Genomic DNA, 16492 nt, shown 5'->3' on the forward strand with positions numbered 1-16492 from the left:
TTTAGAATGTTAAGTTTACACTCATACCAAACTGTCTTGTAGGAGCTGTTTGATTTTGGTCACCTACACCAACTGCATTACCAGTGGTAAAGTTAAATTCAGGATCTGTAGTAACATTTGAAGCTGGTCTCCAAGTCACTAAATTTCTACCAAAAAGTCCGATAGATAAATCATCGACACCCATTGCTTTTAAGGCATCACCATCGAAAGTATAAGATAATAAAACTTCTCTAAGTTTTAATGTAGTTGCATCAGAAACATAGTTTTCTTTGATTTCACCATATGAATCCCAGAAAGCGTTACCACCACCACTTGTTAATCTATTATCGTTAGCTACATAACCACCATTACCATCAGAGTAAGAAGAGTTAGGGAAAACGAAAGGTTGTCTTCCTGCAGTAGCACTGTGTTGAGATAAACCTGTAAATTCGATAGCATCTACAATAGCATTGTAAAATACGTGACCTGTTCTATAATCTGTAACTGCATATAAGTTCCAGTTTTTATAGCTAATGTTTGTGTTAAGACCTAATATGTAATCAGGAGTTGTTTTACCTTGGATTTGGTTTGTTGGATCTTGAATTGGATCTCCATCATCACCAACAATAATTCTTCCTTGATCATCTTTTAAGTAAGATGTTGTTCTTAATTGTGGGTAAGGTTCTCCTACTTTAGCAATAACTTGAGCAGAATCAAAACCTCCAAGACTTAATTCATCAACACCATCAGCTAAAGAAATAACTTCAGACTTAATTGCTGCATAAGTTAAACCAACATCCCATTTAAAGTTGTCTGACTTTAAAATGACTCCGTTCAAGTCTAATTCTATACCTAAGTTTTCAATTTCACCTACGTTTACTACAGCTGTAGATGCTCCAGAGGCATAAGATATACCTGCATTTACGATTTGGTCTGTAGAGTTTGTTTTATATCCTGTTATGTTAGCAGTAAGTCTGTTTTTGAAAAAACCAGTTTCTAAATTTACTTCTAAAGAAGTTGTAAATTCAGGGTTTAAAGCAGGACTTGGCACTGTACTAGATTGAGATAAACCAACTGTTGTTCCATAAGGGAAGCCTGTTGGAGCAAAGAAGGTACCTTGAGTTCTGTAAAGCCCTGGATCGTTACCAGTTTTTGTTAAGTTAACACTTGCTTTTAAGTAGCTTAAGCCTCTGTCAGATGTAATATCGAAAGCATCTGTTGCAGCAAATGATAAACCTGCACCATAGTAAAAGAAAGAGTTACCATCTTTAGGTAAGGTTGAAGACCAGTCATTTCTACCAGTAGCAGATAAGAATAAGTAATCTTTAAAGCCTAAAGTGAAATCTCCATAAACACTCATTCTTCTATAGTTACGTGTTCTTTGGTTGCCAGAACCAGAGTCAGGGAAATCACCAGCTAAAATATTACCTGTAATTGTTGAAATGTTATAGAAATCAGGGATAATTAAGTCGTTTCCTGCAACTGCTATAGCGTTATCATCTTCGATTCTTGTGTTTTGTCCAGTAGTTAATTGAACATTGAAATCTTCAGAAATATCTTTGTTAAATTTTAACATGAAATCTGAGTTTAATCTAGAGCTTGTTAGCATAGCATCTGCTGTACGTGCACCATACTCATCCATTCTAGCATACGTATTTTCTAATTCGAAAGCGTATGTAAATGCTCCATATTCTCTTTTAGTAGTAGTATTAGATCCTGTATAACCAACATTTAAAGATGCAGTTAACCAATCTGTAATTTCATAATCAGCGAAAGCAAGAACGTTAAATTCATTGATATCACTTTTCAATCTTTGCGTGTCTACAATAAAGTAAGGATTTTCATAGAAAGCAAAGTAAGATGTTTCATTTCTTGTAAACTCTCCTGTTCTCCAGTTTTTCAATTGCTCCATTGGTAAGTGTAATGGAGTGTTTATAATATTCCAGTATAATGGTCTATCTTGACGTCCACCTGCTCCAACTACGTTTGAATGAGATCTAAAGAAAGATAAGTTACCACCAACACTTAGTTTGTTGTATTTTTTACTTCCTTTTAATCTAAAGTTTGTTCTGTTGTAAGCATCGTTAGGAACAATACCTTCAGTGTTTGTTTGATCTAAAGACATTAAAAATGTTCCATTATCATCACCACCACTTACAGTTATACCATGTCTCACTGTGCTACCTTGTCTGAAGAAATCTTTATGGTTATCTTCAATTGGTGTAAAAGGCACTTGCCATACATCTCCATTATCTAAAGTTTCACTAGCGTCAACTAAACGACCATCAAAACGAGGTCCCCAAGCAACATTTTCTAGAGGGAATAAAGTTCCATCAGGAAATCCACCAACACCAAATTCATTTTGGAATTCAGGTAAATAAGCAGCGTTTTCTACTTGGTAAGATCCGTTGTAAGTAACTTTTAATTTTCCTTTACCAGTTTTAGTTGTTACTAAAACAACACCGTTTGTTGCTTCAGAACCATAAAGTGCAGCTGCATTTGCTCCTTTAAGAACACTTACATTTTCAATGTCGTTTGGGTTAATACGGTCTAAAACACCTCTGTCTGATGGGAAACCATCAATAACAACAAGTGCTTCGTTGTTTCCTAATAAAGATCTGTTACCCCTTAATACAATTCTAGTACTTGGGTTAACACCGTTATTAGTTGTGTTAATTTGTAAACCTGCAACTTTACCAACCATTGCAGTTGTTACATTAACTGCTTTAGTTTTGGTGATGTCTTCATTTTTTAAAGTTGATACAGAGTAGGAAAGCTCTTTTGCATTTCTTTTAATACCTAATGCTGTAATTACAACTTCATCTAAAGCAGCGGCATCTTCTGCCATTGATACGTTAATTGAATTGGACGATCCAACAGCAATTTCTTTCGATGCATATCCAACAAAACTAAAAACCAAAGTAGCGCCTTGATTTGCTTTAATTGCATATTTTCCATCGAAATCTGTTGAAGTACCTGTTGAAGTACCTTTAACTAAGACTGTAGCTCCGGGTAACGGTAAACCAGAATCGTCTGATACTGTTCCTGAAATTGTCTTTTCTTGTGCAAACGTTAGTTGCACAACAAACGCTAGTAATAGCGTTAGCATTCCACTAAACTTTGTTTTCATTTTATAATTATTTGAATTAGTCAATGTCAAAAATCATAATAAAAAGTTAATAAAACAATAAATAATGGTTAAAATTTGCTTTTTAGATGTCAATTTTACTGAAAATTGTGGTGTTTGTTAGGAAATTGTAGTTAGATTTAATGAAATGATAAAAATATACATGCTAAATTTAGTATTCTGTAATTTGTTTAGTGTGAAGATTAAAAGATATTAATAAGAGTTTCTTCAAAACGCAGTCTTTGTGTAAGATTTTAACTATATAACAGCTGGTGTTATGGTGGTTAGCTATCAGTTTTTATTGAAAAGTTTTAATTAGCGAAATTTTATTCATGTTTGATTTGATAAGAATTACCTATTTATAAAATAGTTTGGTACCTATTGAAAAGGTATTAATTTTGAAAAGTCGATCACAAAAAAAAGAGACTATCTTTTCAGATAATCTCTTTTTAACATTTTGCAATTAAATTGTACTATTTTATTTCGGCTTCACCAAATTCAATATTAAGTTCAGTTAGGCTTGTTCCTCCGTTCGTTGAAACAACATCTCCTATTTTTATCATACCGTACTCCGTAACATCACGTGTAATTTTGTAGATATATAAATCGCCATTTGTAGCATCGGTAACTTCTGTTTCTTTTGTTCCAGCGTCATAAAGTCTTTGGGCTATTAGTAAATCTTTTTCTGCAAAAAGTTTGTCTATAGTATTATAGTATTCACTTTCACCAGATAAATCTCCAACTTTTACAAAATCTATATCAGTTGTTCCCTCTTTTTCAAAACCAGTAGGGCTTTTAAATTTAATTTCCGCATCTTCATTATTAGTGTCTGTGTAAAAAGTAGCAGTGTCTAAGTTTAATTTATTCTTGGTAAGATCTGAACTTAATATAACTTTTGAACTTGTATCAAAAGTTTGACTTATTATAGGTATATAGGTTTCTAGTGAATCTGTAAGTGTTCCACTGGTAGCTATAAATCTATAATATAATGTGTCTTTTACAGCAAGATTGTATCCGTAAGATGTATCTGTGAAATTGGTGAAAATAATAGTGTCACCATCTACATTTAAAGGAGAGCCAAGTGGAGTAGTAGGAGCGTAAGTTCCTTCTTTTCCTTTTTTCCACTCTAGAGATATGTTATCTATTACTGCAGATTTTGTAGATGCTTCAAATATTAAAGTATCTTCCACTGCTGTGTCATAAATAATGGCGTCTAACCCTTTTTCTAAAGAAAGTGCTTTAGTTATTTTTACAGTAAAATCTTTTGAATAAGGATTTCCATTAGAAAGTGTAGAAACAACGTTAATATCAATTCCGTCTTCTTCATTTCCAATTAATGTGCCTAGAAGAGACGAGTTGAAGGTAGCTGTTTCTGCAGAAACATTTGCATTAACAGTGTTTGCTCCTTTTGTCACCGCCATATCTGTAACAATAACATCATCTGCTGTGATAATCGAAAATTCCATAGTATGATTTTCGTCTAGATTACTTATGCTAGACGTCTTTAATATTACGTTAGCGCCTAAATCTGCATAGTCAATTTCTCCCTCGTCTTCGTTACAAGAAATTAGTATGCATATAGGTAAAATAAAAAATATTTTAAGTTTTTTCATAATTTATATTTTTATGACTGTTTTAATTAAAGTTTATCAAAAAATAGTTTCGTTTCTAATTCATCTCCACCAATACTTGTGCTAGCGGCGTTTAAATTAGCTCCGTTCAAAGAAAGTTCAACCGTTGGATATGTAAATCTGTAAGGGGGTTGATCGTTATTTGTTTCAGCATCTGCAGGCGCTGTTAATACTGGAAAATCTAGACGTCTCCATTCAGTCCAGGATTCAAAACCTCTATTGTAAAGCGCTAGCCATTTTTGAGTTCCAATTTTCTGTTTATAATTACCTGCAGCGCTACTGTATGCTACGCTTCCTTGACCTAAGTAAGTGTCAACTTCTGCATCAGTTCCTCCCCAATATTTAATAGAGGCAGCGATTGCGTTATTGTAATTTGTTTCTGCAGTTCCTGTAATAAAGCCTCTTTCAATAGCTTCTGCTAATAAAAATTCAACTTCAAAATAAGTCATTAATGGAGCTTCCAATGTTGGATCTTTTCCAATTTTGTCAGACACGTGAGAGTATTGACTGAATGAGTTTAATTCTCCAGAAATACCACCTTTATAAACACCGTTATATAATGTGAAATAATCATCTCTGCGAGGATCGTTTAATGTAGTCATCATATCCACAATAGTATTTGTAGGAACATAATCATCACGACCAGATAATACTAATGCTGCGTAAACAGGGTTTGTATATGGTGCGGCAGTTTCAAAAGCTATTTTCATGTCATCATCAGCAGAAGTGAAAACACCCGCAGCAACTGCAGCGCTAACCACTGTTTCTGCTTTTGCAGGATCTGAATCGGCTATTAACATACCCATTTGAAGTTTCAATGAGTTCGCAAATTTTAACCATTTTTCAATATCTCCGTTGTAAACAATATCTTCTGATGCTGAAAAACCAACTTCATCAGTTATAAATTTAGAGATTACATTTGTATCTAGTCTGTCTAATAAATCATTGAAAACAGTTTCTTGATTATCAAAAACAGGATTTAAAATATCGATGTCTAATGCCTCTGTATATGGGATGTCTCCAAATGAAGTTACTAAAACGTAGTAAGTATAAATCTCATAAAGTTCTATAGTTGCTATTTTATTTGTTTGCACATCTGGAAGACCTGAAACTAAACTTTTAGATTCTTTAAAGTTTTTTAAAACATCACGATATAAAGTTTCCCAATGAAACTCGTCAATATTTCTTGTTTTTAAATCATAATTAGCTTCATCAGTATACGTTGTTTCTGTCCAGTTTTGAACAATAAGACGAAAAATGTTCTCATTAACACTTGTTTCCGTCATTTGATTAAATAACTTGTACTGTGCGCTTGTAAAAAGAGATGCATCAGTGGTTACTGCAAAATCTTTTTTGTTTACGTTAAGCTCTTCTAAATCTTTAGTACAAGAAAGTGCGACTAAAGCCAAAAGTGCGATTATTATATTTTTTTTCATTTTTCTATGTATTAAAATTGAAGTTTAACATTAAGTGCGTAGTTCTTCGTTGTAGGCAAAGAACCAGATGAAAGACCTTGAATATTACCAGCCCCAAAACCTGTTTCAGGATCTGCATCAGGAATGTTTTTGTGGATAATCCATAAGTTAGAACCTACAAGAGTTATAGATAGATTATCTAATGATAACTTAGATGTAATATCTTTTGGGAAGTTATAAGATAAACTAGCCTCACGTAATTTCACAAAAGAGGCGTCGTAAACAAATTCACTTAATGGTAGTGTTTGGTAACCTGTGCTTCCAAAACCACTAGCGTCTAACCTTGTTGTATTTGGTGTTCCATCTTCTAAAACACCTTCGTAGATAAACCCACCACCATTAGATAGTGTGTTTCTTACAGGGTTACCTAAATCGTTAATAAAATCTGAACTAGCTAAAACTCCTGTAGCTTGCCCATAACGTTGATCTAAAGAGAACATGTCTCCACCGCTTCTAATATCTATAAAGAAGCTAAATGTTAAGTTTTTATAAGAAAGCGTGTTTCTTATACCTCCTAACCAATCAGGATTACCATTACCGATAATTTGATCTGAAGCAGTAGCTAATGGTACACCATCTGCATCTATTACTTTTTGACCATTTTCATTGTACGTATAATCGCTTCCTTTTAAAGCTCCGTAAGATTCACCTATTCTTGCTACAACCTGAGCGTTAAAAGAACCTAATAATAATTCGTCTAATCCTTCAGCTAAAGACACAACAGTGTTTTCGTTCTTAGACCAGTTTACATTAACTTTCCATTTAAAATTGTCTGTTATATCAAATTCGGTAAAAGCAGATAGTTCAATACCTTTGTTTTCTAATTCTCCAGCGTTTATAATCTTACTTAAGTAACCCGTAGTTTCACTTACTGAAACTGGTACAATTTGATCCGTTGTATTTGTTTTATAATAAGCAATATCAAAACCAAGATTTGCTTTTTCTAAAAACTTCATTTCTAAGCCTATTTCATAAGATCTTGAAATTTCTGGTTTTAAATCTGGGTTTTTCTTTGAATTACTTACGGCAGCAGCAGCATTTCCTTGGAAAGATGTTAAACTTGTGTAAGTGTCATTAATTTGATCAAAACCTGTAGCGTTTCCAATTTGTGCCCAGTTAGCTCTTAATTTACCGAACTTGATTGCTGGTACATCTATGTTTTGAGAAAATATATAAGATCCAGAAACTGCAGGGTAGTAGTATGAGTTGTTAGCAGCAGGTAGTGTAGATGTTTTATCTCTTCGTAAAGTACCTTCTATAAATAAGAAGTTTTTGTAACCAAGGGTTGCTCCAGCATAAAAACTTTGAACTTCTATTGTTTCATCTCTTTCTTTAGGGTTAGGTAATGCATCAGTTGAATTTTGAAGTGAATATACACCAGGTACTTTAAGTCCACCGTTTGTAGCGGCAGTAACCATGTTTAACGTGTTATTTCTAATGTTTCCACCTAAAAATGCGCTAAAATCTAAATCATCAGTAATGTCTTTAGAGTAGTTTAAAATCACATCTAAATTTGTTTCTCTAGAATTAATGTTTCTTCTTAAGTATCCTGAAGTTTGGTCATTTCTATTATAACTACCATCACTTCCTTCATTAATACCAAAAGCAGTAGGTACAGATCCAACAGCTCTTCGTTCTTCTTGTATTTCACTATATTGATCTACAGACGCTTTTCCTGTTATACTAAGGTCTTCTATAATGTCATATTTTAATTGAGCGTATCCTGTAAATCTATTTCTACCATCACTTTGATAGTTTTCGTAACGTGTCCAATATGGATTATCCCAATATATCGGTGTTAAGTCTGTTGGAGATTTTGGGTTCCATGTAATATTTTCACCTGTTTGAAAATAAGCTTCTCTTTGTCTTTGGTAATCAACATTATTTTGTCCCCATTGGCGCATAAAACCAACAATATTATCATTGTATCCTGTTGAGTTTCTACCTACAGTTTCGGTGTTAATGTATGTAGCATATCCCGTTGCTTCAAGTTTATCTGTTAATTGGGCAGTTGTAGCTAAAGAGAATGTGTTTTTGTTTTGAGAACTATTAGGAAGTAATCCACTAGCGTCATAATTAGAGTATGATAGTCTAAATGATCCGGCATCGAATCTTTTCGATACAGAAACAGAATTTGTAAAAGACGTAGGAGTTTGAAAGAAGGTTAATGGTCCGTTCTTTGAAGCTTCCCAAGGTCTTGCAACTCCGTAGGTGTCTGTTAATTGAGGGTATAATGCATCCCATTGAGTTAAGTATAAACTAGAGTCAAATTTAGGGCCAAAAGAAGCATCATCGTTTACGTTAGCGTAGTTATCAATAATTCCATCTCCATTAAAGTCTGATGATTCGAAATTATAATCGTTTCCGCCATAACCAGCTCCATAACCAGTTTGAAATTCAGGAAAAGTACTTCTGTCTATACTTCCAGTACTGACATTAGAAGATATTGTTACAGAGTAATCTTTAGTGTTAGATCCTTTCCCTTTTTTAGTGTTAATAACTATAACACCATTTGATGCTCGAGAACCGTATAAAGCTGTTGCAGCAGAACCTTTTAAAACATTCATAGATTCGATGTCGTCAGGGTTTAAATCCGAAACAGGGTTACCATAATCGTAACCAGTAGCTCCTTGAGATTGAGTTCCTGTGTTTGTGTTTCTATTAGAAATAGGTACACCATCAATAACAAATAAAGCCTGGTTTGATCCTGTTAGCGAGGTTTGACCTCTAATAACAACATTGGTAGAACCACCAAGGTTATTAGTTCTTTGTATAGAAAGACCAGCAACCTTACCAGAAAGTTGATTAAGAACATTGGCTTCTTTTACAGTAGAGATTTCTTCGTTTCCAATTTCCTGAGTTGCATACCCTAAAGATTTTTTACTTCTTTTAATACCTAATGCGGTTACAACAACTTCATCTAAAGTTGCCGCATCTTCGTCCATTGTTACGTTAATAATTTTGGATGCTCCAACAGTTATTTCTGTTTTAGTATATCCAACAAAACTAAAAACAAGGATTGCTCCTTGGTTAGCCGTTATTGAATAATTACCATCGAAATCACTTGAAGTTCCTGAAGAAGTTCCTTTTACTAAGACAGTAGCTCCGGGTAAGGGTAAACCTGCGTTGTCTGAGATTACTCCCGAAATTGTCTTTTCTTGTGCAAATGTTAGATGCACAACAAACGCTAGTAACAGCGTTAGCATTCCACTAAGCTTTGTTTTCATTTTATGATTATTTGAATTAATTAATGTCAAAAATGACTACAATATGTAGGAAAAACAATAAAAAATAGTTAAAATCTATTATTTAGGTAACAGTTTTATGTATAAATCAAAATAAGACTAAAAAATTGTAGTTAAACTTATATGAATCTTAGAATTCGCTATCTTAAATTTCTGATTCTGTAATTTGCCGTTAGCGTAATTTAATTTAAAAACACCAGCTTTAGTTAAAATTCCAAATCCGAAACCGTATCCAAAGAGTTTTTCTTGGGTATTTAAAATGTTGTTTTCTAAATATGCTGCATCTATTATAGAGTGAACATAAATAGAGTTGCTAATTTGGTATCTATATTCTGTGTTTAGTAGTCCATAGGTTGAAGCGTAAAGGCTATTCTCTTCAAATCCTCTTATTGAGTTTATGCCTCCAAATCTTGCTAGTTCATTTTCAAGATAGTTGTCTGAAGATAGTAAGGAACCATTTATTCGTGTGTAAAAACTGTTGGTAGAGTTTAAATTGAAAATTTTAGAAGCATCAATATATAGTTGAGTTTGTTTTCTTGATGAATTGGTTTGTTCGCGATTCCCAAAGTTCGTTTCAAAATAAAAATTACTATTAATAGGGAAAAGCAAATTATAAGATTGAGGTTTTATATACTCATAAGCTATAGTGTAATAAGATGTTTTGTAATCTGTAATGTTCGATGTGTTGATTGTGGATAGTAAATTGTTAGATTCTAAATTGGTTATACCCGTATAGATTTTATGCTTAGAGTTTATTTGGTAATGGAGTTTTATAGATTGATCTACGGTTGTAAAAGAAGAATCGCGCTTAAAAATTTGTAATTCAAAATCTAAACCTATTGGTGTTTTAAATATATAAGGAAGGGTTGCATTAACATTAAACGTTTTTTGGTCATTTTCATCACTTTTGTAAAGTAGCCGAAACGATTCGCCAAAATTTAAGTTGTTGGTTAAGTTTAAATTTAAATATCCGTCGAACTCAATATTGTTGGTTTCTTCATTGGTTCCAAAACCTAGAAAGCCATCAAAATTATTGCTTTGCGATTTTTCTAGATATAGATAAAGTGATGTTGAATCTTTCGAGAACAAAACTTCTGGTGATTTTATTTGGCTAGCGAAACGTAAATCATTGAGTTGTTCTGTTTTGTTTTTTATTGTTGTAATGTCAAAAGCTTGGTTTTTCTTTATTTTCAAATAGTGCTTTAAATAGGAGCGAGGGAATTTTTCGTAACCTTTAATAATTATTTCGTTAACTAATCTTTTTTCTTTGGGAGAGTCAATGTTTAAATTGGCTTTCAAATAAGTTTTATTTTCGATTGAAATGTTGTCGAGATGTAATGTTGAGAAGGGAAAGCCGTCTTCTGTTATTTTCGCATTGATAAATTTTAGCGCATTTTCTATTTGTTTAAAAGGTAATTCAAAGTAATTGTCAAAAACTTTAGTTGAAATTTGATGTAAGATGTTTTTGTTAATTAATTGATTGTTGTAATAGACGTGGACTGTTTTGTATTTTGTTCTTAAATTTATAGTGGTAGAAAATAGAGAGTCGTTTATTTTTGAAACTTCAGAAGTTTCATGTTCAATGTATCCTTTTTTAAAAAGGCTGTTTTGAATAAATTCAATTTCGGATTTAATCGAAAAATAATCTTTGTGAGTTTTTAAATAGTTTAGAGAATCTATAATCTTTGTTTCGGTCTCATTACTTCCGTTTATTTCTAAAAATAAAGTTTGACAAAACACTTCCGTAGAAAAGGTTAAATATATTAATATAAAGGTAAAGAGTGTTTTTTGCAAAATGAAGTTTCTGATTAAAATCTGATTTTTAGTTTAACTTTTTGTTGATTCAACTTTTTAATTTTGAGTGTTTTTAGAAAATTTTAGAAGGTTATCTCTTTTCATGTATTGATGTGTATTCTTTATGTAAATCTAACGGAAAAAGCGCAAAATTAATATCTTGAAGCCTTCTTTTTTGTAAAACTCTTAAAAATTAACGAATTACGATTTGAATAATTAATTTTAATTACTACATTTGCACCCCTCTAAGAAGAGGATTAACAAAAATTATATAGAAATATATGCCAACAATTTCACAATTAGTACGAAAAGGAAGAGCCAAAATAACCAAGAAGAGTAAATCGGCTGCTTTAAATTCGTGTCCACAAAGACGTGGTGTGTGTACTCGTGTTTACACAACGACACCTAAAAAACCTAACTCAGCAATGCGTAAGGTAGCAAGGGTTCGTTTAACAAACGGTAACGAGGTTAATGCATACATCGGTGGTGAAGGACACAATTTACAAGAGCACTCGATAGTATTGGTTAGAGGTGGAAGGGTAAAAGATTTGCCAGGAGTTAGATATCACATCGTTCGTGGTGCCTTAGACACAGCAGGTGTTGCAGGTAGAACACAACGTAGATCTAAGTATGGTGCAAAACGCCCTAAGAAGTAATTAAAACTTTAAGAAGAAGACATGAGAAAAAGAGCAGCGAAAAAAAGACCGCTTTTACCAGACCCTAAATTTAACGACCAGTTAGTGACTCGTTTCGTTAATATGATGATGTGGGATGGAAAAAAGTCGGTAGCTTTTAAAGTATTCTACGATGCGATTGCAATTGTAGAAGAAAAGAAAACAGACGAAGAAAAAACAGCTTTAGAAATCTGGAAAGATGCCTTATCTAACGTTATGCCTCACGTAGAAGTACGTAGTCGTCGTGTTGGGGGAGCAACATTCCAAATTCCAATGCAAATTCGTCCAGACCGTAAAGTATCTACGGCAATGAAATGGTTAATTAGCTATTCAAGAAAAAGAAACGAAAAATCTATGGCTTTACGTTTGGCTTCAGAGGTTTTAGCAGCAGCTAAAGAAGAAGGGTCAGCAGTTAAGAAAAGAGTAGATACTCACAAAATGGCAGAGGCAAACAAAGCATTCTCTCACTTTAGATTCTAAGACATGGCAAGAGATTTAAGATTAACAAGAAATATAGGTATTGCTGCACACATTGATGCAGGAAAAACTACAACTACAGAACGTATACTTTATTATACAGGAGTTTCTCATAAAATTGGTGAAGTACATGATGGTGCTGCAACAATGGACTGGATGGAGCAAGAGCAAGAACGTGGTATCACAATTACGTCTGCAGCTACAACTTGTGAGTGGAAATTTCCAATAGAAAATGGTGAGCCAACTGCAGATGCAATGGATTACCACTTCAATATTATTGATACTCCTGGTCACGTGGATTTTACTGTAGAGGTAAATAGATCTTTACGTGTATTAGATGGTTTAGTATTCTTATTTAGTGCAGTTGATGGTGTAGAACCACAATCTGAAACTAACTGGAGACTTGCAGACAACTATAAAGTGCCAAGAATTGGTTTCGTTAATAAAATGGACCGTCAAGGATCTGACTTTTTAGGTGTTTGTCAACAAGTAAAAGATATGTTAAAATCAAATGCGGTGCCAATCGTTTTAAACATTGGTGACGAAGATGATTTTAAAGGTATTATCGATTTAGTAAAAAACCGTGCTATTGTATGGCATGATGAAACTCAAGGAGCAACTTTTGATGTTATTGAGATTCCTGAAGATTTAAAAGAAGAAGCTCGTAAATACCGTGCATTACTTATTGAAGAAGTTGCTGGTTATGATGAGAACTTATTAGAGAAATTCATGGAAGATGAAGATTCTATTACAGAAGACGAAGTGCATGCTGCACTTAGAGCTGCTGTTATGGATATGGCTATCATTCCAATGATTTGTGGATCTGCTTTTAAAAATAAAGGTGTACAATTTTTATTAGATGCGGTTTGTCGTTACTTACCTTCTCCAATGGATAAGGAAGGTATTAGAGGAATGAATCCTGATACTGAAAAAGAAGAATTACGTAAGCCAGATGTAAAGGAGCCATTTGCTGCTTTAGCTTTTAAAATTGCTACTGATCCTTTTGTAGGTCGTTTAGCATTCTTTAGAGCATATTCTGGTCGTTTAGATGCAGGTTCTTACGTGTTAAATAACCGTTCTGGTAAAAAAGAACGTATTTCACGTATCTACCAAATGCATGCTAACAAGCAAAATGCAATTGACTTTATTGAAGCTGGAGATATTGGAGCTGCTGTTGGATTTAAATCTATCAAAACAGGAGATACACTTTCGGATCAAGCGCATCCAATTGTTTTAGAATCTATGGATTTCCCTGATCCCGTAATTGGTATCGCAGTGGAACCTAAAACTAAGGCTGATGTTGATAAATTAGGTATGGGCTTAGCTAAATTAGCTGAAGAAGATCCTACATTTACTGTACGTTCAGATGAAGCTTCAGGACAGACTATTATTTCTGGAATGGGTGAATTACACTTAGATGTAATTGTAGATCGTTTACGTCGTGAATTTAAAGTTGAAGTAAACCAAGGTCAACCACAAGTTGAATATAAAGAGGCTATTACTGCTTCTGCAGATCATAGAGAAGTTTATAAGAAACAATCTGGTGGTCGTGGTAAATTTGCTGATATCGTGTTTACGGTTGAACCAGCTGATGAAGGCGTAGTAGGTCTTCAGTTTGAATCTGTAATTAAAGGTGGTAACGTTCCTAAGGAATTTATCCCTTCAATTGAAAAAGGATTTAAAATGGCAATGGTTAATGGACCTTTAGCAGGTTACGAAATAGATGCTATGAAAGTAACATTGAAAGATGGATCTTATCATGATGTGGATTCAGATCAACTTTCTTTCGAATTAGCAGCTAAATTAGGGTTTAAAAACTGTGCTAAAGCGGCTAAAGCTGTAATCATGGAGCCAATCATGAAACTTGAGGTTATTACTCCTGAAGAAAACATGGGTGACATTGTTGGAGATTTAAACAGAAGACGTGGTCAAATGAGTGATATGGGTGATAGAGCTGGTGCAAAAACTGTAAAAGCTACTGTTCCATTATCAGAAATGTTTGGTTATGTTACTACTTTAAGAACATTATCTTCTGGTAGAGCAACGTCAACAATGGAATTTTCACACTATGCTGAAACACCTTCTAATATATCAGAAGAAGTGATTAAAGCAGCTAAAGGAGAACAATCTTAAAAAGTTAAGAAAATGAGTCAAAAAATTAGAATAAAATTAAAGTCTTACGATCATAACTTAGTAGACAAGTCTGCTGATAAGATTGTAAAAACCGTAAAAAGTACAGGTGCTGTTGTAACTGGTCCAATTCCATTACCAACTCACAAGAAAATTTTCACTGTTTTACGTTCACCTCACGTTAACAAGAAGTCTAGAGAACAATTTCAATTAAGCTCTTATAAGAGATTATTAGATATTTACTCTTCATCTTCTAAAACCATTGATGCTTTAATGAAATTAGAGTTGCCAAGTGGTGTTGAAGTAGAGATTAAAGTATAATTTGATTATAAGCTTAGGCTTGTATAGATTAAATATTGAAGACATCAGGATATTTTTTATCCTGATGTTTTTTTTTGGAATTGAAAATAAGCATTGATTTCATTAGGTTTTATGGGGTTTTGAAAGAATGATTGGAATATACACTTTGAAATGAGATGTATTAATTATATGGTTATTACGTTTTTATACAGAATTAATTGAAAATCATTTTTTTAAACGGAAATAAAACTCTACATTTGCATGCTCAAAATATGGAGTTTTACTCCGTATTTACATGTCCCACCAATGCGGTTGCGGGAAAAACGGTAAAAATACACTTCAAGGCTGAAACGTATTTTCAGCCTTAAATGTTTTTAATAAATAGTAAATCATTAATAAATAATTAAATATGTCTGGGTTAATTGGAAAGAAAATCGGTATGACCAGCATCTTCGATGAAAACGGGAAAAATATTCCTTGTACAGTAATCGAAGCTGGGCCATGTATCGTTACCCAAGTCAGAACTGAAGAGGTTGACGGCTATGAAGCTATTCAACTTGGTTTCGATGACGCGACAGAAAAAAGCGCTACTAAAGCTGACTTAGGTCATGCTAAAAAGGCGGGTACTTCTGTGAAACGCAAAATCGTTGAATTCAAAAGTTTTGATTCGGAGTACAAATTAGGTGATGCAATCACTGTTGATCATTTCGCTGAAGGCGAATTTGTTGACGTTGCTGGTACATCAAAAGGTAAAGGATTTCAGGGTGTTGTAAAACGTCATGGTTTCGGTGGTGTAGGTCAAGCTACTCACGGTCAACATAACCGTTTAAGAGCGCCAGGATCTATTGGAGCTGCATCTTATCCTGCTCGTGTTTTTAAAGGCATGAAAATGGCAGGTAGAATGGGTGGAGACACAGTTAAAGTTCAAAATTTAAAAGTTTTAAAAGTAGTTGCTGAAAAGAATCTACTTGTGGTAAAAGGATGTGTTCCTGGCCATAAAAACTCTTATGTAATTATTAGAAAATAATGAAAGTAGCAGTTTTAGATATAAACGGAAAAGACACAGGTAGAAAGGCAGACCTTTCTAGCGATGTGTTTGCTATTGAGCCTAATAATCACGCGGTATACTTGGATGTTAAACAATACTTAGCAAACCAACGTCAAGGAACTCACAAGGCTAAAGAAAGAGCTGAGATTTCTGGATCTACTCGTAAGATTAAAAAGCAAAAAGGTACTGGTACAGCTCGTGCAGGTTCTATTAAGTCTGGTGTATTCAAAGGTGGTGGTCGTATGTTCGGTCCAAGACCGAGAAATTACAGCTTTAAACTTAATAAGAATCTTAAGAGATTAGCTCGTAAATCAGCACTAAGTATTAAAGCAGGAGAGAAATCGATTGTAGTTTTAGAAGATTTTAACTTTGAATCTCCAAAAACTAAAAATTTTACAGCTGTTTTAAAAGCTCTTGATTTAGAAAACAAAAAGTCACTGTTTGTATTGGGTGAGGCTAATAAAAACGTATATTTGTCTTCTCGTAATTTAAAAGGCTCTGAAGTAATAACTTCTTCAGAAATAAGCACTTATAAAATACTAAATGCAAATCAAGTGATTCTTTTAGAAGGCGCTTTAGAAGGAATTCAAACAAACTTAAGTAAATAGAAAC

General features: G+C 33.5%; 11 protein-coding genes. 6 read left to right on the forward strand and 5 right to left on the reverse strand.

Annotated elements, in window-relative coordinates:
- Position 1: 1 nt before the first annotated feature.
- The 5 genes from DFQ06_RS17545 to DFQ06_RS17565 form a co-directional block, all read right to left on the reverse strand.
- Complete coding sequence (locus DFQ06_RS17545; RefSeq protein ID WP_042505224.1) at positions 2–3109, reverse strand: SusC/RagA family TonB-linked outer membrane protein; 3108 nt, start codon at positions 3107–3109, stop codon at positions 2–4.
- A gap of 470 nt (positions 3110–3579) precedes the next feature.
- Positions 3580–4719, reverse strand: a complete 1140-nt coding sequence (locus DFQ06_RS17550; RefSeq protein WP_042499110.1) for a hypothetical protein — start codon at positions 4717–4719, stop codon at positions 3580–3582.
- Between the two features lie 26 nt (positions 4720–4745).
- Positions 4746–6173 (reverse strand): SusD/RagB family nutrient-binding outer membrane lipoprotein, encoded by a 1428-nt coding sequence (locus tag DFQ06_RS17555; protein ID WP_074938986.1) that lies wholly within the window; start codon positions 6171–6173, stop codon positions 4746–4748.
- A gap of 11 nt (positions 6174–6184) precedes the next feature.
- The gene (locus DFQ06_RS17560) at positions 6185–9439 is read right to left on the reverse strand and encodes a SusC/RagA family TonB-linked outer membrane protein (protein ID WP_133969170.1); all 3255 of its coding nucleotides are present in this window, start codon (positions 9437–9439) and stop codon (positions 6185–6187) included.
- A 117-nt stretch (positions 9440–9556) separates the two neighbouring features.
- Positions 9557–11251 carry a POTRA domain-containing protein gene (locus DFQ06_RS17565; RefSeq protein ID WP_133969172.1) on the reverse strand — a complete coding sequence of 565 codons (1695 nt, stop codon included), beginning with the start codon at positions 11249–11251 and terminating at the stop codon, positions 9557–9559.
- Positions 11252–11532: 281 nt separating this feature from the next.
- Between DFQ06_RS17565 and rpsL the strand changes: the two genes are divergently transcribed.
- The 6 genes from rpsL (at position 11533) to rplD (ending at position 16488) form a co-directional block, all read left to right on the forward strand.
- Positions 11533–11907: a 30S ribosomal protein S12 gene (rpsL, locus tag DFQ06_RS17570; RefSeq protein WP_042499114.1), complete on the forward strand. Its 375-nt coding sequence runs from the start codon at positions 11533–11535 to the stop codon at positions 11905–11907.
- Between the two features lie 21 nt (positions 11908–11928).
- Positions 11929–12405 (forward strand): 30S ribosomal protein S7, encoded by a 477-nt coding sequence (gene rpsG / locus DFQ06_RS17575; protein ID WP_042499115.1) that lies wholly within the window; start codon positions 11929–11931, stop codon positions 12403–12405.
- A 3-nt stretch (positions 12406–12408) separates the two neighbouring features.
- The gene (gene fusA, locus DFQ06_RS17580) at positions 12409–14535 is read left to right on the forward strand and encodes an elongation factor G (protein WP_042499117.1); all 2127 of its coding nucleotides are present in this window, start codon (positions 12409–12411) and stop codon (positions 14533–14535) included.
- 12 nt (positions 14536–14547) lie between these two features.
- A complete protein-coding gene (rpsJ, locus tag DFQ06_RS17585; RefSeq protein ID WP_007650482.1) occupies positions 14548–14853 on the forward strand; it encodes a 30S ribosomal protein S10 in 306 nt (101 codons plus the stop codon).
- A gap of 388 nt (positions 14854–15241) precedes the next feature.
- The gene (rplC, locus tag DFQ06_RS17590) at positions 15242–15859 is read left to right on the forward strand and encodes a 50S ribosomal protein L3 (RefSeq protein WP_042499120.1); all 618 of its coding nucleotides are present in this window, start codon (positions 15242–15244) and stop codon (positions 15857–15859) included.
- A complete protein-coding gene (gene rplD, locus DFQ06_RS17595; protein ID WP_042499122.1) occupies positions 15859–16488 on the forward strand; it encodes a 50S ribosomal protein L4 in 630 nt (209 codons plus the stop codon). Before rplC ends, rplD begins: the two co-directional genes overlap by 1 nt.
- Positions 16489–16492 lie beyond the last annotated feature (4 nt).

The organism is Algibacter lectus, from assembly GCF_004368925.1.
Lineage (GTDB): Bacteria > Bacteroidota > Bacteroidia > Flavobacteriales > Flavobacteriaceae > Algibacter > Algibacter lectus.

Bases quoted from the DNA above. Each gene is read 5' to 3' on its own strand.
- DFQ06_RS17545 (WP_042505224.1), bottom strand. From the start codon at position 3,109: ATGAAAACAAAGTTTAGTGGAATGCTAACGCTATTACTAGCGTTTGTT.
- DFQ06_RS17550 (WP_042499110.1), bottom strand. From the start codon at position 4,719: ATGAAAAAACTTAAAATATTTTTTATTTTACCTATATGCATACTAATT.
- DFQ06_RS17555 (WP_074938986.1), bottom strand. From the start codon at position 6,173: ATGAAAAAAAATATAATAATCGCACTTTTGGCTTTAGTCGCACTTTCT.
- DFQ06_RS17560 (WP_133969170.1), bottom strand. From the start codon at position 9,439: ATGAAAACAAAGCTTAGTGGAATGCTAACGCTGTTACTAGCGTTTGTT.
- rpsL (WP_042499114.1), top strand. From the start codon at position 11,533: ATGCCAACAATTTCACAATTAGTACGAAAAGGAAGAGCCAAAATAACC.
- rpsG (WP_042499115.1), top strand. From the start codon at position 11,929: ATGAGAAAAAGAGCAGCGAAAAAAAGACCGCTTTTACCAGACCCTAAA.
- fusA (WP_042499117.1), top strand. From the start codon at position 12,409: ATGGCAAGAGATTTAAGATTAACAAGAAATATAGGTATTGCTGCACAC.
- rpsJ (WP_007650482.1), top strand. From the start codon at position 14,548: ATGAGTCAAAAAATTAGAATAAAATTAAAGTCTTACGATCATAACTTA.
- rplC (WP_042499120.1), top strand. From the start codon at position 15,242: ATGTCTGGGTTAATTGGAAAGAAAATCGGTATGACCAGCATCTTCGAT.
- rplD (WP_042499122.1), top strand. From the start codon at position 15,859: ATGAAAGTAGCAGTTTTAGATATAAACGGAAAAGACACAGGTAGAAAG.